Source organism: Andreprevotia chitinilytica DSM 18519 (genome assembly GCF_000711875.1).
In the GTDB taxonomy this organism is placed as follows: domain Bacteria; phylum Pseudomonadota; class Gammaproteobacteria; order Burkholderiales; family Chitinibacteraceae; genus Andreprevotia; species Andreprevotia chitinilytica.
The window spans coordinates 1-25887 of the sequence record NZ_JONM01000027.1; the positions used below are offsets into that span (position 1 = coordinate 1).

Genomic DNA, 25887 nt, shown 5'->3' on the forward strand with positions numbered 1-25887 from the left:
GCAGGGTTTCCAGCGCGCTGCTGCTGCGTGCCGGAGAGTGCAGGGGTCGGCGGGAGCGATCCTGCAACCCGGCGGCGCCGTGTTCAGCGAAGCGGGCCAGCCATTTGTAGCCGGTCTTGGGGCTGATGTTGAAGGCGTGGCACAGCGCACGGACATTGGCGCCAGGGGCTTGGGCCAGCAAGACGAATTCGTGGCGTGAGGACATGGTGGAATACTCCTTCCAAGGCATCGCCTGCTCCTGTGAATGGCAAGGCGATGATCATAAAAGGTGTTACCCATGTCTCCCGACAAGTGTTACCTATGTCTCCCGGCTGAACAACCTGCGCCAGCCGCAGCCTTTGGTGCGTTATTCCAAGGTGATTTAGTGCGAGGGCTCCCCTCTCACACTTGTGGGAGAGGGGCCGGGGGTAGCGACCTTTGCAAGCACCCTCTCCCACCTTCCCACAACAAGGCTAAAAGCCTTGCATGGGATGGGAGAGGGGATAAAAGATCATGAACAATCTTATTACTTGGCCGGAGCGGGTGCCGGTGCCTTCACCGCAAACGGCGAGCCCGATTCCCCGGCGAACGTCACCAGCAGCTTCACCGGCTCCGTGCCCAGGTTCTTGCCGTTGTGCAGCGTATTGACCACTTCGGCAAACCCTTGGCCGGCGTTGAACTGCAATTGCTTGCCGCCTTCGAGCTCAATGGTGAGCGTGCCGGCCAGCACATAGGCAAAGCCAGGGACCGGGTGGGTGTGCCAGCCGGTTTCCTTGCCCGGCGGGATGTCGACGCGCAGGGAGGTGACTTCCGGCTTGACGGTTGCCGGATACTGGATCGGCTGGCCGATCGAGGTCGTTGTGGTTTTCAGCACCGGAACCGCCACGACGGCCTGGTTGTAGGCGTCTTCGGCATGGGCAGACATTGCGCCGGCAGCAAGCAGGGCGACGATGGGGAGGATTCGTTTCATTCTCTGGCCTTTTAGTATTGGACGGGATAATGGATGGGGCATGACATATACATTCAGGGTACGAACTATATGCCAAATGGGTGTAAGTGGCGTGAAATGTAGTCAACAGTCCTCTAGTAGAAGCTGTGCTTAAAAGCCCCGCCAACGCGGGGCTTTGTCGTTTCCCCGCCAACACTCGCCTAGAATTAATGCCACTGTGCTATATCCCTCGTTCTCGCCGTTGCGAGCTTTGAGCAGATTGACCCTAAGGCGCCCGCGAGTGGGCCGGGATTGAGCAATTCATGAATCTGAAGTGGATGGGTGTGTGCTTTGGCGTCGCGGTAGCTGGCGTGGGCGTTTATCTAGTGACTCATGGTCAGCCCAAAGGGGGCGCACCGGCGAATGCGGAAGTGCAGACGCCGATCAGTGTCACTGTGGCGGAGGTTCGGCAGCGAGACTTGCCGCTCTCGCTCAAGGCGGTCGGCCGGGCGGAGGCCAAGGCATCGGTCAGCGTCAAGGCGCGGCTGGATGGGCAGGTGGCGGAAGTGGTTTATGCCGAGGGTCAGCCGGTGCACAAGGGGCAGCTCTTGTTGCGGCTGGATGCATCGGTACTGGAGGCACAACTGCGCCAAAGCGAGGCGCTGGCGGCGAAGGACGAGGCCCAGCTGGAACGGCTCAAGGGGGACTACCGCCGCAACGCGACCTTGGCCGATCAGGGTTTTATCTCCAAGAGCGCGCTGAACCAGACCGAAGCTGATCTGCATGCGGCGCAAGCCACCCTCAAGGCGGATCGCGCCAATATCGACAATGCCAGGTTGCAGCTTTCCTACGCTCGCGTGCTGGCCCCCATGGATGGTGTGGCTGGCGCGGTGCTGCTGCCAGCGGGCGGCGCGGCCAAGGCGAATGACACCACGTTACTGGTGATCAATCAGGTGCAGCCGATCTACGTCACATTCGCCGTGCCCGAGTCGCAATTGGGCCGTTTGAAGCAGGCGCTGGCTGCGGGCCAGGTGCCGGTCAGCGCATCCTTGCCCGGTGTGGACAAGGCGCTCACCGGCCATTTGGCGTTTGTGGATAACGCGGTGGACACCACCACCGGCACGATCATGGCCAAGGCGGTGTTCGGTAACGAGGCAGGCATCCTGACGCCGGGGCAGTTCGCACAGGCGAGCGTGCAGCTGGCGCAATTGCATAACGTGCTGGTGGTGCCGTCCGTGGCGGTGGAAAACGGCACCGATGGTTCGTTTGTCTTCGTCATCAAGCCGGATTCGACCGTGGATATCCGGCCAGTGAAGACCGGCGGCGACGAGGCGGGCTTGACCGTGATCGCATCCGGCGTGGCCGCGGGCGAGCGGGTCGTGACCAGCGGGCAGTCGCGTTTGCGGGCCAAGAGCCGGGTGGTGATCTCCACCGCCTCGGCTGTTTCCGCAGCGACCGGGCTGTGACATGAACATCTCCGAGCCGTTTATCCGCCGACCGGTCGCCACGTCGCTGCTGATGCTCATGCTGTTGCTGTTCGGTCTGGCGGGTTACACGCTGATGCCGTTGGCTGCGTTGCCGCAGGTCGAATTGCCCACCATCAACGTGTCGGCCGATCTGCCCGGCGCGAGCTCGGAGGTGATGGCGACATCGGTCGCCACGCCGCTGGAGCGGCAGCTGGCGCTGATTCCGGGTGTGTCGGAAATGACCTCGACCAGCTCGCAAGGCAGCACGTCGATCACGGTGCAGTTCGATCTCAGCCGCAGCATCGATGCCGCTGCGCAGGACGTGCAGGCGGCGATCAACGCGGCCGGGGGCTTGCTGCCCAAGACGCTGCCCAGCCCGCCGTCGTATGAAAAAGCCAATCCGGCTGACTTTCAGATCATGTCGATTGCGGTCACGTCGGACGTCTTGCCGCTGCCGCAGGTCAACGTCTACGCCGATTCGTATATCGCCCAGCAGCTGTCGCGCATCAAGGGCGTCGGGCTGGTCGATCTGCATGGTGAGCAGAAGCCGGCCATCCGCGTACAGATCGATCCCGGCAAGGTGGCGACGCTGGGCCTGAGTCTGGAGCAAGTCCGGGCGGCGCTTGGTTCGGCGACGGCCAATTCGCCCAAGGGCACGCTGGACGGGCCGAAGCGTTCGGTGTCGGTCGATACCACCGACCAGCTCAGCAAGGCCGCCGAATACGACAATCTGATCCTGGCCTATCGCAACGGCGCACCGGTACGGGTGCGCGATATCGGCCGGGCGGTCAGCGGCGCGCAGGATGTAAAGCAGGCGGCGTGGATTCAGGGCAAGCGGGCGATCATCGTCGATATCCACAAGCAGCCCGGCTCTAACGTGGTCGAGACGGTGGATGAAATCAAGCGCGTGTTGCCGGAGCTGGAGCACTCGCTGCCGGCGTCGGTGTCGGCCGAAGTGGTGAACGACCGCACGCAAACCATCCGCGCCAGCCTGACCGATGTGCAATACACGCTGCTGATGACGGTGGCGCTGGTGGTGTTGGTGGTGTTCCTGTTCTTGCGCGGCTTCTGGGCGACGCTGATCCCGGCGATTGCAATCCCGCTCTCGATTGCCGGCACCTTTGGCATCATGAGTTTCGCCGGCTACAGCATCGACAATCTGTCCTTGATGGGCATCACCATCGCGGTCGGCTTCGTGGTCGACGACGCCATCGTGGTGATCGAGAACATCATCCGGCACGTCGAGGCGGGCGAAAAACCGTTTCAGGCGGCGTTGACTGGCGTGAGCCAGGTGTCGTTTACCGTGATCTCGATGACGTTGTCACTGATCGCGGCCTTGATTCCATTGCTGTTCATGAGCGGCGTGGTCGGCCGGCTGTTCCGCGAGTTTTCCATCACCGTGAGCGTGGCGCTGCTGGTGTCGGCCGTGGTGTCGCTGACCATCACGCCGATGATGTGCCGGGTGCTGCTGCATCTGGATCAACGCCATCAACCGGGCCGTGTGGCGCATTGGGCCGAGTCCGCCTTTCTCGGGCTGGCCGCCGCCTACGACGCCGCGCTGACCAGGGTGCTCAAGCATCCGGCGGTGACGCTGGCCGTGGCTGGTCTCGTGCTGGTACTGACGCTGTTCCTGTTCTGGGCGGTGCCGAAGGGCTTCTTCCCGCAGCAAGATACCGGGCAGATTCTGGGCAGCAGCGAAGCGCCGACCGATATTTCCGCGCCGGCGATGGCAGCGCGTCAGCTGGAGCTGGTACGGCTGGTGGTGGATGACCCGGACGTCGCCAAGGTCTACAGCTGGATCGGCTCGACGCCGTCCAACAATGGCCGTTTGGTGATCAATCTCAAGCCCTTCGCCGAGCGGCATGCCGATGCCGGCAAAATCATGAACCGGTTGCGCAAGAAGGTGGCGGATGTGCCGGGCATCGAGCTGCATTTGCGCACCCGGCAGGAGTTGCAAGTGGGCGGGCGCAGCAGCCAGACGCAGTTTCAGTACACGCTGCAAGACACCGATCTGCACGAGCTGTATGACTGGACGCCCCGCCTGATGGCGGAGCTGAAAAAGCTGCCGCAGCTCAGCGATGTGACCTCCGATCTGCAGAACGCCGCGCCGCGCACCACGGTGGTCATCGATCGGGATCATGCCGCCCAGTTCGGCATCACGCCGCAGGCCATCGACGACACCTTGTACGACGCACTGGGCCAGCGCGAGGTGGCGACGATCTTTACCCAGATCGACCAGTATCACGTCGTGCTGGAGCTGGACCCGGCGCACAAGCTCGATGCCAGCGCGCTGCAGGAAATCCGCGTGCCGGCCGCTGGCGGGCAGCTTGTGCCATTGGCGGCGTTCTCGCGCTTCGAGGATTCGCTGATCCCGCTGCAGATCAACCATCAGGATCAATTCCCCTCGATCACCTTGTCGTTCAATCTCGCGCCGGGCGTGGCCTTGGGTGATGCGGTCAACGCGGTGGAACAATCCCTGCGGGCGATGACGCTGCCGGCCACTTTGCATGGCAGCTTCCAAGGCAATGCCAAGGCATTCCAGGCGTCGTCCAGCACCCAGCCGTATCTGATCCTGGCGGCGATTCTGGCGGTCTATATCGTGCTCGGCATCTTGTATGAGAGCTATATCCACCCGCTCACCATTCTCTCCACGCTGCCGTCGGCCGGGTTGGGGGCCCTGCTGGCCTTGTGGCTGCTGCACTATGAGCTGAACGTGATCTCGCTGATCGGCATCATCCTGCTGATCGGCATCGTGAAGAAAAACGCCATCATGATGGTCGACGTGGCGCTGGAAACCGAACGCGGTGGCATCAGCCCGAGTGAGGCGATCCACCATGCCTGCCGGCTGCGCTTCCGGCCGATCATGATGACCACCATGGCCGCCATTCTGGGGGCGCTGCCCTTGGCGCTCGGCAGCGGGGCCGGGTCGGAACTGCGCGCGCCGGTCGGGGTGGCGCTGGTGGGTGGGTTGCTGGTTTCGCAAGTGCTGACGCTGTTCACTACGCCGGTCGTTTACTTGTATCTGGATCGGCTGAGCCGGCGCGTTTCGGCGGCTTGGGCCGCGGTGGATGCGGATGAGCCGGTTGCCCCTAGCTCGTAGGATGGGTTAGGCCAACGGCCGTAACCCATCGAGCGCATCGCGGCCGCACGGGAACCCGCCCGCGCAGACGGGCCCAACGCGGATATAATTCGACGTTTGATTGATCTCGGAGGTGCCTCATGGCCCGGATGGTGCAATGTATAAAACTTGGTCGCGAGGCTGAAGGTCTGGATTTCCCGCCGCTGCCCGGCGAGATGGGCAAGAAGATCTACGAGGGCGTGTCCAAGGAAGCGTGGGCGGCATGGGTGAAGCACCAGACCATGCTGATCAATGAGAACCGCCTCAACCTCGCTGATCCGCGTGCGCGCCAATACCTGCAGCAGCAGCTGGAGAACTACTTCTTCGGTGGCGGCGCAGACCAGGTGGCTGGCTACGTTCCGCCACAGTCGTAAGCAAGACCCGTCAGGCCGCCCATGCGGCCTGAATGCTTTCTGTCGCCTGTCCGACGGGCTACAGCAAACACTGCAGTGCCGACGTCATCTTATTTCGGTATCCTGAAAAATTACTCTTTACTCTCGTGCACAAGCCCATGACGTACAAGCCCGCCGATAGCCAGCTGATGTTGAACCGAGAACTCGGTCTTCTTGAATTCAATCGCCGGGTGCTGGCACAAGCCGAAGACGTTAATAACCCGCTGCTCGAACGCCTCAAATTCCTGTGCATCGTCTCCAGCAATCTCGATGAGTTTTTCGAGGTGCGGATGGCGTGGCTCAAGGAAAGCATCCGCCAATTCCCGACCCGCCTGCTGCCCGAGGGCCTTACGCCACAGCAGGCGTTCGATCTGATCGCCAAGGATGCGCACGACCTCGTCGAGCGTCAGTACCGCCTGCTGCGCGACACCATGTTCCCGGCGCTGGCCGCCGAAGGCATCCACTTCCTGCGCCGTAGCGCGTGGAACGAAGCACAGCGCGCATGGGTGAAGGATTTCTTCTTCCGCGAACTGATGCCGGTGCTGACGCCGATCGGGCTCGATCCGTCGCACCCGTTCCCGCGTGTCCTCAACAAATCGCTCAACTTCATCGTCGAGTTGGAAGGCCGTGATGCCTTTGGCCGCAATTCCGGCATCGCCATCGTGCAAGCGCCGCGTATCCTGCCGCGCTTCGTGAAGATGCCGCCGGAAATCAGCGGCTCGGCAAACGGCTTCGTCTTCCTGTCGTCGATCCTGCATGCGCACGTCGACGAACTCTTTGCCGGCATGAACGCGCTTGGCTGCTACCAGTTCCGCCTCACCCGCGATTCGGATCTCTCGGTCGATGATGAAGACGTCAAGGATTTGCGCGCCGCGCTGGAAGGCGAATTGTCGCAGCGCCCCTATGGCGACGCGGTGCGGATCGAAATCGCCGACAACTGCCCGAACCATCTGAAGGATTTCCTGCGTGACCAGTTCGGGCTCTCGGATATCGACGTCTACCGCGTCAATGGCCCGGTGAATCTGGTCCGGCTGATGGATGTGCCGGCACAGGTCGATCGGGCGGATCTGAAGTTCGAACCGTTCATGCCGGGCATTCCCGTCGAATTGCGCAAGCAATCGGATCTGTTTTCCGCCATTCGTCACGGCGACATCCTGCTGCACCATCCTTACCAGAGCTTCACGCCGGTCATCGATTTGCTGCAGCAGGCCGCCATCGATCAGAACGTGGTGGCGATCAAGATGACGGTCTATCGCACCGGTAGCGAATCGGTGCTGATGGAGGCATTGCTGGAAGCCGCCCGTCGCGGCAAGGAAGTGACGGTGGTGGTCGAGCTGATGGCGCGCTTCGATGAGGAAGCCAACATCAACTGGGCAGCCAAGCTCGAACGCGCCGGCGCGCACGTCGTTTACGGTGTGTACGGCTACAAGACCCACGCCAAGATGCTGCTGATGGTACGGCGTGAGGAAGGTAAGCTGCGTCGCTACGTGCACGTGGGCACCGGCAACTATCACCCGCGCACCACCAATTTCTACACCGACTTTGGCCTGCTGACCGCAAACGAAGAAATCACCAGCGATGTGAACGACGTGTTCATGCAGCTCACCGGCCTTGGGCTGGCGGGCGAACACCACCAGCTCTGGCAAGCGCCGTTTACGCTGCAGCAGAACGTGACCAAGGCCATCGACCGCGAGATCGCGATCGCCCGTGCCGGCCGCAAGGCGGTGATCATCGCCAAGATGAACGCGTTGCTAGAGCCGACCGTGATCGAGAAGCTCTACGAAGCCAGCCAGGCCGGCGTGACCATCCACCTGATCGTGCGCGGCGTGTGCGCGCTGCGGCCGGGGATTCCGGGTCTGTCGGACAACATCCGCGTGCGCTCGATCATCGGCCGCTTCCTGGAGCACCATCGCGTGTTCTATTTCCATGCCGATGGCGAAGAGATCGTCTATCTCTCGTCCGCCGACTGGATGGGCCGCAATCTGTTCCGCCGTATCGAGATCGCCTTCCCGATCCTCAACCCCAAGCTCAAACGCCGCGTGATCCGCGAGAGTATCCGGCCGTATCTGGTGGATAACGTGCAGGCGTGGGAAATGCAGTCGGACGGCCGCTATCGCCGCAAGAGCGCGCGGGGCGGCAAGGCGCGTTCGGCGCAGGCGATGTTGCAGGCGGAACTGGCTGCCAAGCAACGCACCTGATGCCGTGTGCATCTGACTGATGCGACTGGGGCGATGCGGCGATCCGATAGGCGAACTGGCGCACTTGCCATTGGCATCCTAGTATCCCGTTGCGCCCGGCCCAGGCCGGGCGTTTCTACATCTTTCATTGCGATAAACAACACATGGATTTGATTCTCTGGCGTCACGCCGAAGCTGAAGACGGCACGGATGATCTTGAGCGCAGGCTGACCCCCAAAGGCCGCAAACAGTCGGCACGGATGGCGAAATGGCTGGCGCGTGAATTGAAGGACGAGCCGATTCGCGTGATCTCCAGCGTGGCGCAACGCAGCCAGCAAACCGCGCAGGCGCTCGGACACGGTTTTGAAGTGGATGGCCGCATCAATCCGGGCGCACCGGTCGCGAGCTATCTGGAGGTGGCCGGGTGGCCACGAGGCGACGGCCGCGTCACCATCATCGTTGGCCATCAGCCGGTGATCGGTTGTCTGGCGAGCTTGTTGCTGACCGGCCGCGAGCTTGATTGGTCGACACGCAAAGGCGCGATCTGGTGGATACAACGCCGCACGCGTGGGCCGCAGGTCGAATATGTGTTGCGCGCCTGCATTGCGCCGGAGCAGCTTTACTAGGGGGCATTTGAAACGAATCAGGTATGGATTTGTAATAAATGCTGTATAGATTCTGAACGTTACCTAGCCATAGGTGTTGGTACGTATGAAAAAGCCGATCAAGCCCCCCAAAAAGCTACCCACCAGGCCCGCGCTCAAGAAGCCGGATTTTTTCACTCGTCATCGTGATAGCCTGCCGTTTCAGTGGATCAGCATGGCATCCCGCTCACGGGAAGCGAGTAACGCTGGCAACGCCTGAGCTTGCAAAACAAAACGGCCCTTCAGTTGAAGGGCCGTTTTGTTTTGCTGCTGGTGCTGAGATTCAAGTCGCAACACGCATCGGCAAGGACAAGGCCAGGCTGGCGCGGTAATGCCGATTGGCCTCTTCAAGCTTGTCGAGTCCTTCCAGCATCGCGGCGAGTTCGGCGTGGGCGACAGCGGTCGGGCGCACGGCCAGGCTCGCTTCAAGATACGTCTGCGCCTTGCCCCATAGCGAGCGGCGGCGGCACAGGCGGCCGAGCGTGAGCAGCAGTGCCTGATCGTGGCGATGGGTGGTGAGCCAGCGCTCCGCCTGCTGCAGCTGGGCGATCTGGCCTTCTTCATCGAGGCTCAGCAAGCCGTAGATGCCGGCGAGTTCGTCGGACCATTCGTTGTTGAGCGCGATTTCCAGCACTTCGCTGGCGTCCTTGTCGGCCCCTTGCTCATGCAGCGCTTCGGTGACGGCGGCAACCAACGGCACGACGGCGCGTTCATCCGCAGGTAGCTTCGCCCACCACGCCTTGATTTCACGGGCGGTCATCGGCTTGCTGGAGAGCATCGACAGATGCGCCTGCGTGCGGATGCGCAGTGCTTGCGACGAATCGATGGCGTCGCTCTTTTCCAGCTGTTCGGCGATGCGGGCCACGACTTCCGGCCGGTCTTCGCGCTGGCGCAGTTTCAGTTCCAGCTTGAGGGCGGCGGTGAGCTTGGGCGAGATCGACTTGGCTTCGGTCAATGCCAGATCGGCATCGGCAAAGCGGCGCTCGTCGAGGTAAAGCTCGGCCATGGTCATGGCCAGCGCCAGATGCTGCGGGCCGAGCCGCTCGCGCAACTTGGTGAAATGCTTGTCGCGCCGGTTGAAGTCACGCATGGCATGGGCGGCGCGGGCGGCCAGCAAGCCGTTGACGGCGAAAGCATCGAGTTCGCGGCTGTTGGCGAAGCCCTCGGCGGAGAGGCGTTCGGCGCGTTGATAGCGGCCCTCGAAGAAGGCGATGCGGGCTTCACGCTCCAGCTTGACCGATGCTTCGCGCGCTTTGGCTTCGCGGTAACGGCGCACCCGGTACGGCAGGCCGCCCAGTTCCGCCGTGAGCCGTGTCAGCAGGTATAGCAGTGCCACCAGCACGATCAGGATGGCGGCGAAGGCATAGATCGATAGCTCGATCCGCCACGGCGGCAGGATCAAGACGGCGTAACCGCTGTGCGCCTGAGTGATCGACACCAGCCCGATGGCCAGTGCAGCCAGTGCCATGAATGCGAGCAGATGTTTCACGGTTTAGCCTTTTCGGTATTGCTGCGCGCGTTGCGAACGGCAGCCAGACTGCCGGCGAGGTCGGGCAGCTTGATCGCGATGGCGGCGTGATCCAGCGCATCGACATCCTGCAAGGCTTGGCGGGTGGCTTGACCGTCGAAGTACTTTTTCAGGTAGCTGCGCACGGCGGCCAGATCGGCTTTGTAGGCGGCCTCATTGCGCATCAGCAACGCGGTGCGGGCATCGAGCAGGCGCAGCTTGATGTTCTCGCGTAGCAGCATCGATTGCTCCGGCGTCAGCAGCACGCCATCGGCGTTGTCCATGCGGCGGATTTCCACCAGCTGTTTCAGGCTGGTCAAGAGGCCATTGGCAACGCGGTCGGTCCAGGTTCCTCCGACCGGGGCCAGATTGGCCGAGGGCTTGCTGCGCTCCAGATCGACCTGCAGTGGCAGTGCCGAGATTTGGTCGAGCAGGCTTTCGAGCTTGGCGTAGACACCGACGGTATCGCTGGTCGGCACGGTCTTGAGGGTATCGATATCCCGCGTGATGGCTTGGCGCACGCGGATCAGCTCGGGCCGGTTGAGCGATTGCAGCTGACCATCGATGCCGTACAGCGTTGCCAGCGCGATGTCGACGCGTCCGGTCAGCTGCAGCTGCTGGCTGGCGTAGGACACCGCCTGTTCCGCTTCGCCCAGCAGTCGGTGGCTGTCATATTGCGTGACGGATTCATACATGGTCGCCAGCGTGGCCTGCTGGTTTTGCGCTTCCATCTGCTTGGCCGACAGCAGCGCCACTTCGCGCTGCAGCGCCTGGAACTGTTCGCGTGTGGCCTGTTCGTGGCCTTGGGCGGTTTGCAGCAGTTCGGATTGATGCGCCAGCTGCGCTTTCAGCGTTTCGGTCGACTGGTATTGCCAGACGGCCAGCGCACCGACGACCAGCAGCGCGAGAAGGGCCAGGGCGATGCCGGGTTTCACGCGCTTGCGGCGTGGCGGCGCTGACGGGGTGAGGGCGGCGGAGAGCGTGGCTTCGGGTTGCGTCATGGCTTATGTACTTTCATAAGAGGCGTGCTTTCAAGGGAGCTGCGAAGCAAAGTAGCGGCAGAGGGTGGCAACGATGCCGGCATCGCCGGCTTCCGTCAGGTGGGCAGCGTGCACGCCCTGCTGCTCGAGTGCCGTGCCGATTCTCGGGTGCGGCACAAAATAGTGCATCGATTGTAGCCGTTCACGCGTGGTCGCTCCAACCGCTGCAAACAGGTGTTGCGCGGCTTCCGAGCTGCTGACGATGATGCCGTCGCAGCCGGCATCGAGCGCTGCGGCGATTTGGGTGTCGGAGAGATCGGGTGGCAGCCGGCGATAGGCCGGCACCACGGTCAACGATCCCCCTTGCGACCCAGCTAGCTTTTGCAGGCCATCGACCAGCAATTCGCGGCCGTTTTCACCGCGAAACAACACGATGCGCTTGCCGGCAAACGCCTGCATGGCGGGTTCGGCCAGCAAGCCTTCACTATCGAAACGCTCGGCCGGCGCGATCACGTCGCGAATGCCCAGCGCCAAGGCGCGCCGGGTGCTGCCGGGGCCAACCACAGCGGCAGGCAATGTTTGCGGCCATGCCCGACCGAGGGTATCGAACACCGCATCCAGTGCGGATGGGCTGACGAAGGCGGCGAGATCGCACTCGTCCAGCCGGGCCAGCGCCATTTGCAATGGCTCGGGGTCGGCGGGCGGGGCAATGCAGAGCAGCGGCAGGACTACGGGGGTGGCACCTGCTTGCTGCAGCAGATCGGCCAACGCCGCGGCCTGCCCTGCTGGACGGGTCACCCAGATGCGTAGGTCGGCGAGCGGGCCGGTCGGGAGGCGCATGCCGTCCTTAACCCGCCAAATCCCGCAGAATGTCGCCGGCGCCTTCGGTCATCAGCAAGTCGCCCACGCGCCGGCCCAAGCCATCGGCAGCGGCATGGGTGCCATTGGCTTCGGCGACGACGGTCTGGCTGCCGTCCGGCCGGGCAACGAGGCCGCGCAGGCGCAGGAAGCCGTCTTCGTCTTCGGCAAAGGCGCCGAGCGGAATCTGGCACGAGCCGCCAAGCTGGCGCGACAAAGCACGTTCAGCAGTGACGCACGCTGCGGTGGCTGGATGATTGAAAGGGGCGAGCAGTGCGATGAGGTCGGCGCGATCGGCGCGGATTTCGAGGCCGAGTGCCCCTTGGCCGGGAGCGGGCAGGCTGTCGTCAGTGGAGATCAGGGTCTTGATGCGCTCGCTGAAACCCAGCCGCTTGAGGCCGGCAGCGGCAAGGAGGATGGCATCGAATTCGCCGGCATCGAGCTTGCCCAGCCGGGTGCCGACATTGCCGCGCAGCGGTTTGACGACCAGATGCGGGAAACGCGTGCGCAATTGCGCTTCGCGACGCAGGCTGGCAGTGCCGACCACTGCACCGGCGGGCAACTCGGCCAGATCGTTATAACGGTTGGAAACGAAGGCATCGCGCGGGTCTTCGCGCTCGGTGATGGCAGCGATGGCGAAGCCGGCCGGCAGCACCATCGGCACGTCTTTCATCGAATGCACGGCCAGATCGGCACGGCCGTCGGCCAGCGCTTCTTCCAGCTCCTTCACAAACAGGCCCTTGCCGCCGATCTTGTTCAGCGTCTTGTCGAGAATCTGGTCGCCCTTGGTGGTCATGCCCAACAGCTCGACGGTCGTAGCGGGATAAAGCGCTTGCAGCCGGGCCTGGATATGGTGCGCTTGCCAGAGGGCCAACGGGCTTTCCCGCGTGGCGATCACGAGTTTGGCCGGCGGCTGGACGGAGGGAGTGGCGGGCATGACGGATTCCGGAAAGCGCAAAACGGCGATTTTACCCGCTCGACACGACGACGGCCGCTGCAATTGCTGCTGCGGCCGCGATTGCGGGGTGGGAAGAGGCGAGGAAGCTGCGACTAAGCCTTGCGGGGGCGGCGGATTTTGGTCGGCTTCAGGTCCAGCTCGACCTCGTCGATCAACGGGTCATTGGTGCGCGCCGATCGAGATTCATCGATCAGATCCTGATCCAGCGGCGGTAGCTCCAGTTCCAGCTTGGGCGGCGGCGCGGAATCGGCACGCTCTTCGCCGGGCTTGGTTTTCTGGGCGAGGAAGTCGAGCGGTGGCTCATGCATGACCGGCGTGGCCGCTTTTTCCGCCGCGGTGGCTGCTGCGGCGGCATCGCGCAAGGGGGCGATCAGCTCCAGATCGGCATCATCCTGCGCTTGCTGTGTGCGTATTTCTTCGGTGTAAAGCGGGTTTTCCGGATCGAGGCGATGGCCGATGTTGCGCACAAGCTCCCAGTCGTCGTCGCCGGTGTGGATGGTCTTGAAGCGGCGAGCCAGATGGGCGTAATCATTTTTCATGCCCTGATGGCGGAAGATGCGGAACAGCAGGAACCAGCGTTCGACATCGTGCGGGTTTTCTTCGATGCCGCGTTGCAGCTCCTCGATCGCAGCGGTGACATCGCCTTGCACCATCAGCATCTGGGCGCGTTCATCGACGTCCTGTGTTTCTTCTTGTACTTCGATGGAGCCAACCGCCAGCTGGCTGTTGACGAAGCCGGACGCCAGCGTCAGCTTGCGTTGCAGCGTGGCGCTCAGGCTGGGCGGGCTGTTGAGTTGCGTATCGATGCCCAGCGTATCGGCAAATTCAGTGCTGCTGCCGCGCCGTTGCCACCACCACAAGAACAAGCCGCCGCACAGCCCGAGGATGACCAGGATAAACGGCCAGATCGGCCAACCCGTGCTTTTTTCGATCGGCCTGGCGGGCACGGTGTCAGCGGTAACGACGGGTATCGGGGTGACGACCGCGACCGGCTTGATGACCGGCGCAGTGGCCGCTGCGGATGCGGCGGCGCTGGTGGCCAGGGTGGCCGCCGTTTGCGATGCGACAGCCGGCAGGCTTCCAACGCCTTGCAGGTGGCCCAGCGAAATAGTCTGGGGTTCCTGATTCTGATTCCCCGGCTGATTCCCCGGTGTTTGGGATTTGAGCGCCTTCAGCGTGTGCTGCAGCTCGGCGATATCGGATTCCAGCTTGACCTGCAGTGCTTGCAGCGTGGCGACGCGATTTTCCAGATCCTTGGTGTAGGCGGTCGACCCTTGCTGCAAGGGCGCAGGGGCGGGCAGGGGGCCGCCACCCTCGATCCGCAGGATGTCTCGTTCTGCAGCTTGCTCGGCCCGACGCTCGGCGCGGGTTTTGGCCTTTTCGCCAACAGCATTGCCTGCCGTCTGTGCGCCGGCCGGGGCGGCATGTCGATGTTTGCGGGGGGAGGTCGTGGCTGGCAGGCTGGATGTTGTAGCGGGGCGCGTCGTATCGCCGGCGATCGTGGCGGATTCAATGACCGGTGCGGGGTCAAGCATGAGCACATAGTCGCGCTCGAAGATCTCCTTGCCGCAATCGACCCTGACGATGAATGCGCTGGTTGGCTCGGCAACGGACTCCTGGCTCCGCAGTTCGAGCACATTGCCTTTCACCCGCAACGTTGCAACGCCAATGCCGGGGAGGTCGGTCGCGTTGCTGCTCACCAGGCTGATGCACTCGTCGTTCAGTGTTTCGCCATCGGCGACGCGGAATGGAATATCGGCGCGGAGGCGCTGGCCGACGAAGGAGTGCAGCTGCAACTCCCCCAGATTCATGGCTGACACGGTACTACCGAGCATCAGGAGCGGGCCGAACAACAGCACCCGGGCTGGATGGACATGAAAACGTGCGTGTTTCGGCATCGCCCCCTCCAATCGCCGCAGTGGGATAGACCACTTTGCGGTCAACGTCAGGTTTCGAGTCTAGACAAGATTTTCTTGAATGCCAGCGGCGTATTGGGTTGGCGGGGTGCCGGGATATCGCACTGCAACAAGTATTTAACCTGCTTCATCCCGGTTCGCTCCCCGTATTGGCATGGGCGACGAGCGGTAGGCAATCGCTGCCGGGCATGGGGATGGTCAGCGGCATTGACGGCCGGACTGGGGATCGTGAAGCGAAGGATGCATGCCGTACCGGCTTGTCATGCACCGGCCGGCACCGGCTGTGCAGTAAGCCAATGTTTGACGGGAGACTTGCAAAGAAAAAACGGGGGCGAGCCATTTTCAGGCCCGCACCCCGGACAGGGAAACGAGGACACCAAGCAGAAATCAATCAGGCGTTGTCGGGCACCGGTGCAATCGCGCCCGTTACTTCAGCCGGCTTGCCACCCAGCACGCGGTTCAGCTGCTCGACATCGAGTTCTTTCTCCCAGCGGGAGACCACCACGGTGGCAACGGCATTGCCGATGAAGTTGGTCAGCGCGCGCGCTTCGCTCATGAAGCGGTCGATGCCCAGGATCAGCGCCATGCCGGCAATTGGAATGCTCGGCACCACCGCCAGCGTCGAGGCCAGCGTGATGAAACCCGCGCCGGTCACGCCGCTTGCGCCCTTCGAGGTCAGCATGGCCACAGCGATGATGATCAGCTGCTGGCCGAGCGTGAGGTCGGTGTTGGTCGCCTGTGCGATGAACAGCGCCGCCATCGTCATGTAGATGTTGGTGCCGTCGAGGTTGAACGAATAACCGGTCGGCACCACCAGCCCAACGACCGACTTGGAGCAGCCGAGCTTGGTCAGCTTGTCCATCAGGCGCGGCAGGCCGGCTTCCGACGAGCTGGTGCCCAGCACGATCAGCAATTCATCCTTGATGTAGGCAATCAGGCGGATGACCGAGAAGCCGCAAGCGCGGGCAATCGAACCCAGCACCACCAGCACGAACAGCAGGCAGGTCAGGTAGAACGAGCCCATCAGCTTGGCCATCGGGATCAGCGAGCCGACGCCGTACTTGCCGATGGTGAAGGCCATCGCGCCGAATGCACCGATCGGGGCCAGCTTCATGATCATGTTGACCACGGAGAACAGCACTTGCGTGATGCGGTCGTTCAGGTCGAGCAGCACCTGGCCCTTGTCGCCCATGCGGGACAGACCAAAGCCGAACAGCACCGCCAGCAGCAGCACCTGCAGGATTTCACCTTCAGCAAATGCGCCGACCACGGTCGACGGAATGATGTGCATGAAGAAATCGACCAGCGTCATGTCGTGCGCCTTGGCGGCGAAGGCGGCAACGGCCTTGGCATCAAGGTGCGCGACATCGGCGTTGAAGCCCGCGCCCGGCTTGAGCACGTTAGCCACGATCAGGCCGATCACCAGCGCGAAGGTCGACACCACTTCGAAATACAGTAGCGCCTTGCCACCGACCCGGCCGACCTTCTTCATGTCCTGCATGCCGGCAATGCCATGCACCACGGTCACGAAGATCACCGGGGCGATGATCATTTTCACCAGCTTGATAAAGGCATCGCCGAGCGGCTTGAGCGCAGCGCCAAGCTCAGGGTTGAAGTGCCCGAGCAGCACGCCAGCCACGATGGCGATCAGCACCTGCACGTAAAGCACCTTGTAGAAAGGTTGTTTCATGGATCGACTCCTGGGTGGCGGGAATGCCCGCCGATTCTTGTTCGATTGCGCCGCGTAGTCAGGCCGCGCGGGCTACGGCTTGCTGCATTACTGTGCAAACCGCGTGCCAGGCGCACGATTTTGGTTAGTGCTTTGATTTGAATGGACAATCTACGGCGTCGGTGCAGCCGGATGTGTGCGGGAATTCGCGCTGGGTAGTGCGTTGTGTGCGAAAAACCGCACACCCGTTCGGTAGTGAGGAAGGGGGGAGTCCGGCCGTGCACCGTTGTGGGGGTATCGGCGAATGTATTACGCGCTTTTGTAGCTTGGTGTTGAGCGCAGCGAAGCCCAACATTCATGTCGCACGGCCAATGTTGGGCTTCATTTCATTCAACCCAACCTACATCAGCCTTATCCCCTTTCCCTCGCGTGCAAGGCTTTGCCTTGCTCAGCGATTAGTGGGAGAGGGTTAGGGAGAGGATCGGGAGAAGGACTCCGTACTTGGCAGGCCCCCTCTCCCCCAGCCGGGAGAGGGGAGAGAGCTCAACCCTGCCGGAAATTCTCCGGATCGATCCCGTGCCGGGTGAGCTTGTCGTACAGGGTCTTGCGCGGCAGGCCGAGTTGCTCGGCGGCGCGGGTGACCTGGCCGCCGGTATCGCGCAGGGCGGCCTCGATGATGCGGCGTTCGGCCCGGTCGACCTGAGTGGCGAGGCTGGCCGGCTGGGCGGCCTCCTCGGCCAGACGGGGCATGCCTTCCGGCAGGCCGAGGCAGAAGCGCTCGGCCACATTTTTCAGCTCGCGCACATTGCCCGGCCAGTCATACGCTTGCCAACGCGCCAGATCGCCGGCCGACCATGCGGGTACGGGCCGGCCGAAACGCGATGCGGCTTCCGAGAGAAAGTGGCCCATCAGCAGCGGCACATCGTCCTTGCGTTCGCGCAGCGGGGGCAGATCGAGCGTGACCACGTTAAGCCGATGATAAAGGTCGGCACGAAAGCGCTTGGCGTCGCTTTCGGCCTTCAGGTCGGCCTTGCTGGCCGCCACCACGCGCACATCGACCGGAAACGCCTGATTGCCGCCCAGTCGCTCCACGCTGCGATCCTGCAATACCCGCAGCAGCTTCACTTGCAGCGCCAGCGGCATACTCTCGATCTCGTCGAGGAACAGCGTGCCGCCATCGGCATATTCGATCTTGCCGATGCGCCGCTTGGCTGCACCGGTATACGCGCCGGCTTCCGCGCCGAAGACCTCGGCCTCGAACACGGTTTCCGGCAGGGCGCCGCAATTGAGCGCGACGAAATGCCCTTTGCGTCCGCTGGCCGTGTGCAAGGCGCGGGCGACGACTTCTTTGCCGGTGCCGGTTTCGCCATTCACCAGCACATCCACGCCGACCGGGGCGACGGCAGCGATGGTGCTGCGTAAACCCAGAATGGCCGGGTTCTGGCCGATCAACAGTTGTTCGAGCGGATCGGCCAGGCGTTCGCGCAGGCGGCGGTTTTCCCAATACAGCCGCCGCCGCTCCAGCGCACGCCGCACCTGGTCGACCAAGCGTTCGGACGGGAATGGCTTCTCGATGAAGTCATAAGCGCCATCTCGCATCGCGCCGACCGCCATCGTCACATCACCGTGGCCGGTGACCAGAATCACCGGCAGCTCGCGATCGAGCGTGACCAGTTCGCGCAGTAGTGCCAGGCCGTCGCGGCCGGGCAGGCGCACGTCGCTGACCACCACGGCCGGGTGCACGCCTTGCGCGACGGTTTCCAGCAGCGACTCGGCATCCGGGTGGCTGCGCACCTGAAAGCCCGCCAGCCGCAGCGCCTGCTCGCTACCGCGCCGCACGATGGGGTCGTCTTCGACGAGGTGGATGCTTTGCGGGAATTCGGTTGAGTCGGTCATGGTCGTCTAATGGCTTTGGTGATCTGGCGTGGCGATGGGCAAAGTCAGAATAAACACCGCTCCGCCATCCGGCGCATTCTCAGCGGTGAGCGTACCGGCAAAGCTCTGCACGATGGTCAGCGAAATGGTCAGCCCCAAGCCAAGTCCCTTGCCGACGGGTTTGGTGGTGTGGAAGGGCTCGAACAGGCGTGGCAGCACTTCGGCTGGAATGCCCGCGCCGTAATCCCGTACGGTGATGCGTGCCTGGCCGTTGTCGATGCTGGCACGGATGGATAACCGGGGTTCGGGCAGGCCTTCCATGGCATCCAACCCGTTGCGCAGCAGATTGACCAACACCTGATCCAGCTGCAGCGCATCGGCGCGGACTGGCGGCAGATCATCGGCGAGATCGAGATCAATGTGGGCATTGAGCTCGCGGCGGCGCGGTTCGATCAGCATGGCGGCGTTGGCGAACGAATCGGCCAGATTGACGGACTCGATCCGTGCCGATTCCTTGCGGGCGAAGGTCTTGAGCTGGCTGACGATGCGGCCCATGCGTTGCGCCAACTGGCTGATCAGGCCGAGGTTTTCGCGAGCCTCGCCGGTTTCGTTCAGTTCCAGCAGCTTGGCCGCGTTGTCGGAGAGTGTAGTCAGCGCGGCGAGCGGTTGATTGAGTTCATGCGTGACGCCCGCCGCCATCTGCCCCAACACCGCCAGCTTGGCCGTTTGCACCGCCTGATCGCGGGCGCGGCGCAGCATGGATTCGGTGCGTTCCAGCTCATGGATGCGTTCGGTTAGCGCGTCGTTGGTGATGACCAGATGCTCGGTCTGCTCGGCAATGCGTTGTTCCAGCGCTGCATGCGCTGCGCGCTGCGCCTTGAGCGATTCGTGCCGCTCGCGCAGCCGTTGCCGCCGTTGGTTGATGAAAAGGGCCAGCGCAGTCAAAAAAGCCAGCCCGAAACCGAGCGCCGCCGCTTGCGAACCCGCAGCACGACGCGCCTCGGCGATATTCGAGAACAACACGATATGCCAGCCCAAGGGCCCGACCGGCGCCGTTTCGACCAGATATTCGCGCCCGCCATCCGGCCCGGTGACCTTCAGGCGCTGCGGCTGGCTGGCGGCGGGCATGATCGCTTGCTTGGGCGTGAGCGGAAACAGCGCTTGCTCGGGATATTGGCGGCTGGATACCAGCCGTTCGCGGGTGACACCGGATAGCGGGCTCAGCGTGCGGTAACGCCATGCCGGCACTGCGGACAAGAACACCACGCCGACGTCATCCGCCACCAGCAATGGATCGCTGCCGCCCGGCAGCGTCGCTTCGTACGGTTCCAGGCTGACCTTGACCACCGCCACGCCGGTGATTCGTCCCCGTTCCTTGATCGGCGCGGACAGGTAATAACCGGGGGCGAGACTGGTGGTGCCAAAGGCGTACATGCGCCCCGGCTGGCCGGCGAGGGCATCGCGGAAATACGGGCGATAGTCAAAGCGGCGGCCGACGAAGCTCTGTGCATCCTGCCAGTTGCTCGCTGCCAGGGTCAGTCCGCCTCGGTCGATCAGGTAGGCGACCGATATTTTTGAGCGTTGCTGGAAGGCGGCGAGGTAGCGGTTGGCCGCGTCGATGCGTGCTGGTTCGCCAGGCATGGCCAGCGCATCGGTGAGCGAGTCCTCCAGCGTCAGCAACTCTGGCAGCAGCGCGTACTTTTCCAGCTGGCTGTCGAGGCTATGCGCATAAAAATCCAGCCGCCGCCGTGCTTCGACCTCTTGCCCGGCCAGATTGCGCTCGAACAGCCACGCGTAACTCGCCCAGGCGATCAGCACGCTGGGCAGCAGCATGGCCAGCACCCGGAGGGTGCGGCGGCTGGAGGAGCGGGTGGAGGATGCTGCCATGAAGGGAAGTGTGGCGTTACGGGATTAAAGGTAAATGTTATCCCGTTCCATCAAGGGATCCGCCAAGATTAATGATTGGAGTTCGGATCATTGTGCGAATTCAATGCTTGCAAACCGTCATGAAATTCTTTTGCGCTTGGACAATGAGGGTGCTGGGCGGCATTGGCAACAGTAAATCCATAGTGCTTGACCATCTTTTTGGCAAACCCAGGTTTGTTGCTACCAGGCCCTTGCTTTGCTTTTTCCTTGGCCAATTCCTTTAATCGATCCCAAGGCATGCCGACAGTTTCTTCTGGCCGATCTTCAGCCACGTCATCAAGACCGAGCCATTTTCTCAATGCCTGACTATCTGCAAGAAACCATGCTTCAATTGCTTTTACGGCAATAAAAATCAGATCGGCATGCTCCGTTCCTATTCTGCTTCGGACAACGTCCGGCGATATTGCATCTTCAAGATCAGTCAGAATCACGATATGTTCGGCTTGCGCCTCCCGCAAACGATTTACCATCGGATCAATATTCTGTGGCAGCAAGTTGCCGCCACCTTTCGCATCAACCACCGGCGAACACAATTCAATTTGCTGTGACTGTAGCCAAGCAACAAATGCCGGGGACTCGACGATAATCTTCTCGGTATCCCCTTCAACGATAAAGCCCACCTTTACCATGGCAAGCCTCCGTCAAACAAATTCATCAGCCATGCTTTATCTAGATTGAGATCACCTAAATCACCACTGTGTAACGCTGCATTCTTGATTTGGGTTTTTCCATCTTCTTTGTTGACCAACCACAGCTCTTCTTTGGTTGATGCACGCACCACTGATTCGCTATGCGTTGTAACAAAGACCGGATGTTCGGGTGATGCGTTCGCCCGCATCAGTTCGACCAACTGGGCAATTGCTTTCGGATGAATGCCCCGTTCTGGTTCCTCAATGAATGTCGGGCCGAATTCCTTGGCCCGGCTGAGTACCGCTGTCATGATGCACAGGGCGTAGATGGTGCCGTCGGAAATCAGATTGGCGGGGAAGTGCGCCTTCGTACCTTCTTCTTTGAACTTGATGACCGTATTGCCACCCAAGCGTTGCTGTTCGGTGCTGACCTTCTCCATTCCGGGCACCAGTAGTTCCATCCAGTCTATGATCTCGGTACGGATATCTTGATCTTTTTCCAATCTGGCCAGGATCGTGGCGAGATTATGGCCGAATGGATGCAGTTCAATTGCATCGGTACTGGATTCATCGGGGATTTTTGCGCCCAACGGATCAAAACGGAATACACGCAAATTAATCAGGTATTGATAAAGCGGCGATTTTGGTAAAAGTATCAAACCAGACATTTCATCAGGAAATTCAGGTAAGGACACTAACTCATCCGCGTCTGCTACACGCACTGAAGGAGGGTTGCCCTTTTTTCTCATCATCAAGGATTTTCCAGCAACGCTTAGCATTTCCTCAAGCATCGGGGATTTGTCCAGGTGATGAATCTTCATGTGATATACAATGGCTTCACCGTTCATGGTGGCATCTAAATTAAACTCGAATGTTCGAGTTTTATCTTTTTTGAATTTGTAGCAGTGAATTTGGGCAAAACCATTAAACCTTCGAATCGCCGAATTCGCACCCGATTGAATGACGGCACTTACAAATGCCAATGCATCGGCAAGATTGCTTTTTCCTGCCCCATTGGGGCCGGCAAAAACACTGTAGGGCGTCAGCTGATTGAGTGTGACATCAGCAACGCTTTTAAAGCCACTTACCCTGATTTTTTGAATATTCATTCGCCTTTACTCCCTCCCGTTATGCGGGGGCGTGGGATCATGTATTTATAAATTGAATGTGGGCAATTGCTGCTCAGTGCGCCTCATCCCAGTTATCCCCCACGCCCACATCCGCCACCAGCGGCACGGCCAGTTCGGCCACTTGTGCCATCTGCTTCGGTAGCTCGGTGCGGATCAATTCCAGCTCGGCCGCTGGCACTTCCAGCACCAGTTCATCATGCACCTGCAGCACCAGTTTGCTTTGCAGCTTGGCGCTTTCCAGCCAGCCTTCGACGGCGATCATGGCGCGTTTGATCAGGTCGGCGGCGGTGCCTTGCATGGGCGCGTTGATGGCGGCGCGTTCGGCGCCGGCGCGGCGGGCGGGGTTGGCGGATTTGATTTCCGTTAGCCACAAGCGGCGGCCGAAGACGGTTTCCACATAGCCTTGCTCACGCGCCTGGATACGGGTGCGCTCCATATAGGCGGCCACGCCGGGGAAGCGGGCGAAGTAGCGGTCGATGAAGGTCTTGGCGGCGCTGCGGTCGATTTCCAGTGCGCTGGCGAGGCCGAAGGCGCTCATGCCGTAGATCAGGCCGAAGTTGATGGTCTTGGCGTAGCGGCGCTGCTCGCTGCTGACTTGATCCGGTTCAACGCCGAACACTTCCGATGCGGTGGCGCGGTGCACGTCCATGCCTTCGGCGAAGGCCTTGAGCAAGGCGGCATCGCCCGACAAGTGCGCCATGATGCGCAGCTCGATCTGCGAATAGTCGGCCGAAACCAGCTTGCAGCCCGGCGGCGCAATGAAGGCTTCGCGAATCTTGCGGCCTTCGGCGGTGCGGATCGGGATGTTCTGCAGATTGGGGTCGTTCGAGGCCAGCCGGCCGGTGGCGGCGACGGCCTGGTTGAAGTTGGTGTGCACGCGGCCGGTGGTCTGGTTGACCATCAGCGGCAGCTTGTCGGTATAGGTGGACTTGAGCTTGGACAGCGAGCGGTGTTCCAGCAGCACCTTGGGCAGCGGGAAATCCTTGGCGAGTTCGGACAGCACGTCTTCATCGGTGGACGGCGCGCCCTTCGGCGTTTTCTTGATGACCGGTAGCCCGAGGCGCTCGAAGAAGATTTCGCCGATCTGCTTGGGCGAGCCGAGGTTGAACGGCTGGCCAGCGAGTTCGTACGCCTGCTTTTCCAGCTCGATCAGCTTCAGGCCGATCTCGTGGCTTTGCCGGTTGAGGCGTTCGCCATCGACCAGCATGCCGTTGCGTTCCATGGTGAACAGTACTTCGCGCACCGGCAGTTCCAGTTCGCGGTAGAGCGTTTGCAGCTTGGGTTCTTGCGCCAGCTTGGCGCTCAGGCTTTGGGCGAGGCGGAAGGTGATGTCGGCGTCTTCGGCGGCGTAGGCGGTGGCGGTGTCGACGGCGACTTCGTCAAAGCCGATCTGTTTCGCGCCTTTGCCGCACACGTCTTCGTAATGGATGGTGGTTTCGCCCAGCTCACGCATGGCGAGGTCGTCCATGTTGTGGCGCTCGTGGCTGGCGAGCACGTAGCTCATCAGCAGCGTGTCGTCGGCGATGCCCTTGAGCGCGATGCCGTGGTTGGCGAACACGTGCTGGTCGTACTTGAGGTTCTGGCCGAGTTTCTTGTGCGCATCCGATTCGAGCCACGGCTTGAGTTTGGCGAGCGTGGCGTCGAACGGCAGCAGGGTCGGCGCATCCGGCCCGCGATGCGCCAGCGGCAAATAGGCCGCTTCGCCACCTTTGACCGAGAACGACATGCCGACGATCTTCGCGGTGAGCGGATCGAGGCTGGTGGTTTCGGTGTCGACAGCGGTGATGCTGGCGGCATTCAGCTTGGCGAGCCAGGCATCGAGTTGGGCATCGGTGAGGATGGCTTCGTAGTGACGCTCAACAGCTGGTGCGGGCTCTGCGGCTGCTGGAGTGGCGGATTCAGCGGTGCTGCTGTCGCCATGATCGCCAAACAGATCGGTGGTGGTGCCGGAGGCAGCCGGAGCAGAAGCGGGGGCCGGCGCGGTGGCGATTTTGCTTTCCGCTTCACGCGTCCAGGTCTTGAAGTTGTAGCGGCGGAACATCTCCAGCAGCGTCGGCCAATCCTCAAGCTGCGGCTTGAGATCGCTCAGGCCGCTCGGCAGATCGGCGCTGAGGTCGACATCGACCTTGATGGTGACCAGCGCCTTGCCGGTCGGCAGCCAATCGAGCGAGTCGCGCAGGTTCTGCCCGACCACGCCGGAAATCTTGTCGGCGTTGGCGATGATGGCGTCGAGGCTGTCGTATTCGGCCAGCCACTTGGCGGCGGTCTTGTCGCCACATTTGGGCACGCCGGGCACGTTGTCCACCGCATCGCCCTTGAGGGTGAGGAAGTCGACGATCTGGTCCGGCCGCACGCCGAACTTGGCGAACACGCCGGCTTCGTCCAGCACCTCTTCGGTCATGCTGTTTTCGATGCGCACATTGGCGTTCACCAGCTGCGCCATGTCTTTGTCGCCGGTGGAGAGGATCACCTCCCAGCCTTGCTCGCCCGCTTGCTTGGCGAGCGTACCGATCACGTCGTCGGCTTCGACGCCGGTAATGCTCAGCATCGGAATGCCGAAGGCGGCGACGGCCTTGTGGATGGGGTCGATCTGCACGCGCAGCTCGTCCGGCATGCTCGGGCGGTTGGCTTTGTATTCGGCGTAGATGTCGTCGCGGAAGGTGGGGCCCTTGGCATCCCACACGCAGGCGATATGGTCGGCTGCGGTGGTGGTGCGCAGCTTCTTGAGCATGTTGATCACGCCGTAGAGGGCGTTGGTCGGCGTGCCGTCGGGGGCGGAGAGTTCGCGGATCGCGTGGAAGGCGCGGTACAGGTAGGACGAACCGTCGATGAGCAACAGCGTGGGCATGGCAACCTCGGCACGGGGCGGCTTGGTGGCCCCTGCTATATACTTTCAAGGAAAAGCGGCGTGTTCCGGGACGGCTTCGGACTGCGTCGTGCCGATCCGGCAGTTGCATCGGCTGCCAAATCAAGGGGACCGAACGCCATGAGCATCAAGAACAAACTCCCCGCCCAGACCGACCCCACTTTCCACGCCGAGCTGCAAGGCTATCGGGCGCGTGAAGCGTGGCGTGTCTTCGAAATCATGTCGGAATTCGTTGAAGCCTCAGAGCGGCTGCAACCGATCCAGCCGGCGGTGTCCATTTTCGGCTCGGCGCGCACGCCGCGTGACCACGCATATTATCAGCTCACCGAAGACATCGCCCGCAGGCTGTCGGATGCCGGTTTCTCGGTGATTTCCGGCGGTGGCCCCGGCATCATGGAAGCTGCCAACAAGGGGGCGTTCTATGGCAATTCGCCGTCGGTGGGTCTGAATATCCTGTTGCCGCACGAGCAAGGCGGCAACGCTTACCAGGATATCAGCCAGACCTTCCGCCACTTTTTTGCGCGCAAGGTGATGTTCGTGAAACACGCATCCGCCTATGTGGTGATGCCGGGCGGCTTTGGTACGCTCGACGAGCTGACCGAAGTGCTGACCCTGATCCAGACCGGCAAGACGCCGCGCATTCCGGTGATTCTGGTCGGCACCGCGTTCTGGCAAGGCTTGGTCGACTGGATCGCCAGTACGCTGGTCGATGAAAAAATGATCGGTGCGGACGATACCGGCCTGATCCAGTTGATCGACGAGCCGCAGGAAGTGGTCGACGCCATTTTCAAATTCTACGAATCCCGCGATTTCCGCATGTCGCCGGGACAACACGAACAGCAGTTCAGTCTGTAACCCCGGACAGCAGA

19 protein-coding genes are annotated in these 25887 nt (G+C 61.9%); 6 read left to right on the forward strand and 13 right to left on the reverse strand.

Annotated elements, in window-relative coordinates; genetic code table 11:
* Both BR41_RS19360 and BR41_RS19365 read right to left on the reverse strand, forming a co-directional pair.
* Nucleotides 1-229: helix-turn-helix domain-containing protein (locus tag BR41_RS19360; RefSeq protein ID WP_156970803.1), on the reverse strand; the 229-nt coding region annotated here is incomplete at its 3' end.
* A 276-nt stretch (nucleotides 230-505) separates the two neighbouring features.
* Entirely contained in the window at nucleotides 506-949 is a 444-nt protein-coding gene (locus BR41_RS19365) for a cupin domain-containing protein (RefSeq protein WP_051711399.1), read from the reverse strand.
* A gap of 281 nt (nucleotides 950-1230) precedes the next feature.
* On the opposite strand from BR41_RS19365, the gene BR41_RS19370 reads away from it, so the two are divergent.
* From BR41_RS19370 to BR41_RS19390, 5 genes are all read left to right on the forward strand, one after another.
* The gene (locus BR41_RS19370; RefSeq protein ID WP_051711400.1) at nucleotides 1231-2373 is read left to right on the forward strand and encodes an efflux RND transporter periplasmic adaptor subunit; all 1143 of its coding nucleotides are present in this window, start codon (nucleotides 1231-1233) and stop codon (nucleotides 2371-2373) included.
* Nucleotide 2374: 1 nt separating this feature from the next.
* The gene (locus tag BR41_RS19375) at nucleotides 2375-5473 is read left to right on the forward strand and encodes an efflux RND transporter permease subunit (RefSeq protein WP_051711401.1); all 3099 of its coding nucleotides are present in this window, start codon (nucleotides 2375-2377) and stop codon (nucleotides 5471-5473) included.
* 119 nt (nucleotides 5474-5592) lie between these two features.
* Nucleotides 5593-5865 carry an oxidative damage protection protein gene (locus BR41_RS19380; protein WP_035060390.1) on the forward strand — a complete coding sequence of 91 codons (273 nt, stop codon included), beginning with the start codon at nucleotides 5593-5595 and terminating at the stop codon, nucleotides 5863-5865.
* A 137-nt stretch (nucleotides 5866-6002) separates the two neighbouring features.
* Nucleotides 6003-8081, forward strand: a complete 2079-nt coding sequence (gene ppk1, locus BR41_RS19385; RefSeq protein ID WP_035060393.1) for a polyphosphate kinase 1 — start codon at nucleotides 6003-6005, stop codon at nucleotides 8079-8081.
* Between the two features lie 143 nt (nucleotides 8082-8224).
* Nucleotides 8225-8686: a SixA phosphatase family protein gene (locus BR41_RS19390; protein WP_035060397.1), complete on the forward strand. Its 462-nt coding sequence runs from the start codon at nucleotides 8225-8227 to the stop codon at nucleotides 8684-8686.
* Between the two features lie 301 nt (nucleotides 8687-8987).
* Here the strand turns inward: BR41_RS19390 and BR41_RS19395 are convergent, their stop codons facing one another.
* From BR41_RS19395 to polA, 11 genes are all read right to left on the reverse strand, one after another.
* On the reverse strand, nucleotides 8988-10193 hold the full coding sequence (locus BR41_RS19395; RefSeq protein ID WP_035060400.1) for a heme biosynthesis HemY N-terminal domain-containing protein: 1206 nt from the start codon (nucleotides 10191-10193) through the stop codon (nucleotides 8988-8990).
* Nucleotides 10190-11212 (reverse strand): uroporphyrinogen-III C-methyltransferase, encoded by a 1023-nt coding sequence (locus BR41_RS19400; RefSeq protein WP_035060402.1) that lies wholly within the window; start codon nucleotides 11210-11212, stop codon nucleotides 10190-10192. The genes BR41_RS19395 and BR41_RS19400 overlap by 4 nt, the downstream gene beginning before the upstream one ends.
* Before the next feature lie 30 nt (nucleotides 11213-11242).
* A complete protein-coding gene (locus tag BR41_RS19405; RefSeq protein ID WP_035060405.1) occupies nucleotides 11243-12031 on the reverse strand; it encodes a uroporphyrinogen-III synthase in 789 nt (262 codons plus the stop codon).
* A gap of 7 nt (nucleotides 12032-12038) precedes the next feature.
* Nucleotides 12039-12986: a hydroxymethylbilane synthase gene (hemC, locus tag BR41_RS19410; protein ID WP_035060409.1), complete on the reverse strand. Its 948-nt coding sequence runs from the start codon at nucleotides 12984-12986 to the stop codon at nucleotides 12039-12041.
* A gap of 113 nt (nucleotides 12987-13099) precedes the next feature.
* The gene (locus tag BR41_RS19415) at nucleotides 13100-14905 is read right to left on the reverse strand and encodes a type IV pilus assembly protein FimV (protein ID WP_035060411.1); all 1806 of its coding nucleotides are present in this window, start codon (nucleotides 14903-14905) and stop codon (nucleotides 13100-13102) included.
* Nucleotides 14906-15314: 409 nt separating this feature from the next.
* A complete protein-coding gene (locus tag BR41_RS19420; protein ID WP_035060414.1) occupies nucleotides 15315-16613 on the reverse strand; it encodes a dicarboxylate/amino acid:cation symporter in 1299 nt (432 codons plus the stop codon).
* A 522-nt stretch (nucleotides 16614-17135) separates the two neighbouring features.
* Nucleotides 17136-18488, reverse strand: coding sequence for a sigma-54-dependent transcriptional regulator (locus BR41_RS19425; RefSeq protein ID WP_035060417.1), 1353 nt, complete (start codon nucleotides 18486-18488; stop codon nucleotides 17136-17138).
* Nucleotides 18489-18494: 6 nt separating this feature from the next.
* On the reverse strand, nucleotides 18495-20354 hold the full coding sequence (locus tag BR41_RS19430; protein WP_051711402.1) for a sensor histidine kinase: 1860 nt from the start codon (nucleotides 20352-20354) through the stop codon (nucleotides 18495-18497).
* A 68-nt stretch (nucleotides 20355-20422) separates the two neighbouring features.
* Nucleotides 20423-21022, reverse strand: coding sequence for a DUF4276 family protein (locus tag BR41_RS23800; protein WP_084187437.1), 600 nt, complete (start codon nucleotides 21020-21022; stop codon nucleotides 20423-20425).
* Nucleotides 21016-22131: an AAA family ATPase gene (locus BR41_RS19440; protein WP_035060423.1), complete on the reverse strand. Its 1116-nt coding sequence runs from the start codon at nucleotides 22129-22131 to the stop codon at nucleotides 21016-21018. Before BR41_RS19440 ends, BR41_RS23800 begins: the two co-directional genes overlap by 7 nt.
* Before the next feature lie 73 nt (nucleotides 22132-22204).
* On the reverse strand, nucleotides 22205-25000 hold the full coding sequence (gene polA, locus BR41_RS19445; protein WP_035060426.1) for a DNA polymerase I: 2796 nt from the start codon (nucleotides 24998-25000) through the stop codon (nucleotides 22205-22207).
* A gap of 138 nt (nucleotides 25001-25138) precedes the next feature.
* Here polA and BR41_RS19450 point away from each other — a divergent pair, with 138 nt between their 5' ends.
* Nucleotides 25139-25873, forward strand: coding sequence for an LOG family protein (locus BR41_RS19450; RefSeq protein ID WP_035060428.1), 735 nt, complete (start codon nucleotides 25139-25141; stop codon nucleotides 25871-25873).
* Nucleotides 25874-25887 lie beyond the last annotated feature (14 nt).

What these genes read in the sequence shown, in the direction of transcription:
- BR41_RS19380 (WP_035060390.1), top strand. Translation starts at nt 5,593, where the DNA reads ATGGCCCGGATGGTGCAATGTATAAAACTTGGTCGCGAGGCTGAAGGT.
- BR41_RS19430 (WP_051711402.1), bottom strand. Translation starts at nt 20,354, where the DNA reads ATGGCAGCATCCTCCACCCGCTCCTCCAGCCGCCGCACCCTCCGGGTG.
- BR41_RS19400 (WP_035060402.1), bottom strand. Translation starts at nt 11,212, where the DNA reads ATGACGCAACCCGAAGCCACGCTCTCCGCCGCCCTCACCCCGTCAGCG.
- BR41_RS19440 (WP_035060423.1), bottom strand. Translation starts at nt 22,131, where the DNA reads ATGAATATTCAAAAAATCAGGGTAAGTGGCTTTAAAAGCGTTGCTGAT.
- ppk1 (WP_035060393.1), top strand. Translation starts at nt 6,003, where the DNA reads ATGACGTACAAGCCCGCCGATAGCCAGCTGATGTTGAACCGAGAACTC.
- BR41_RS23800 (WP_084187437.1), bottom strand. Translation starts at nt 21,022, where the DNA reads ATGGTAAAGGTGGGCTTTATCGTTGAAGGGGATACCGAGAAGATTATC.
- BR41_RS19415 (WP_035060411.1), bottom strand. Translation starts at nt 14,905, where the DNA reads ATGCCGAAACACGCACGTTTTCATGTCCATCCAGCCCGGGTGCTGTTG.
- BR41_RS19365 (WP_051711399.1), bottom strand. Translation starts at nt 949, where the DNA reads ATGAAACGAATCCTCCCCATCGTCGCCCTGCTTGCTGCCGGCGCAATG.
- hemC (WP_035060409.1), bottom strand. Translation starts at nt 12,986, where the DNA reads ATGCCCGCCACTCCCTCCGTCCAGCCGCCGGCCAAACTCGTGATCGCC.
- BR41_RS19370 (WP_051711400.1), top strand. Translation starts at nt 1,231, where the DNA reads ATGAATCTGAAGTGGATGGGTGTGTGCTTTGGCGTCGCGGTAGCTGGC.
- BR41_RS19375 (WP_051711401.1), top strand. Translation starts at nt 2,375, where the DNA reads ATGAACATCTCCGAGCCGTTTATCCGCCGACCGGTCGCCACGTCGCTG.
- BR41_RS19420 (WP_035060414.1), bottom strand. Translation starts at nt 16,613, where the DNA reads ATGAAACAACCTTTCTACAAGGTGCTTTACGTGCAGGTGCTGATCGCC.
- BR41_RS19450 (WP_035060428.1), top strand. Translation starts at nt 25,139, where the DNA reads ATGAGCATCAAGAACAAACTCCCCGCCCAGACCGACCCCACTTTCCAC.
- BR41_RS19425 (WP_035060417.1), bottom strand. Translation starts at nt 18,488, where the DNA reads ATGACCGACTCAACCGAATTCCCGCAAAGCATCCACCTCGTCGAAGAC.
- polA (WP_035060426.1), bottom strand. Translation starts at nt 25,000, where the DNA reads ATGCCCACGCTGTTGCTCATCGACGGTTCGTCCTACCTGTACCGCGCC.
- BR41_RS19390 (WP_035060397.1), top strand. Translation starts at nt 8,225, where the DNA reads ATGGATTTGATTCTCTGGCGTCACGCCGAAGCTGAAGACGGCACGGAT.
- BR41_RS19405 (WP_035060405.1), bottom strand. Translation starts at nt 12,031, where the DNA reads ATGCGCCTCCCGACCGGCCCGCTCGCCGACCTACGCATCTGGGTGACC.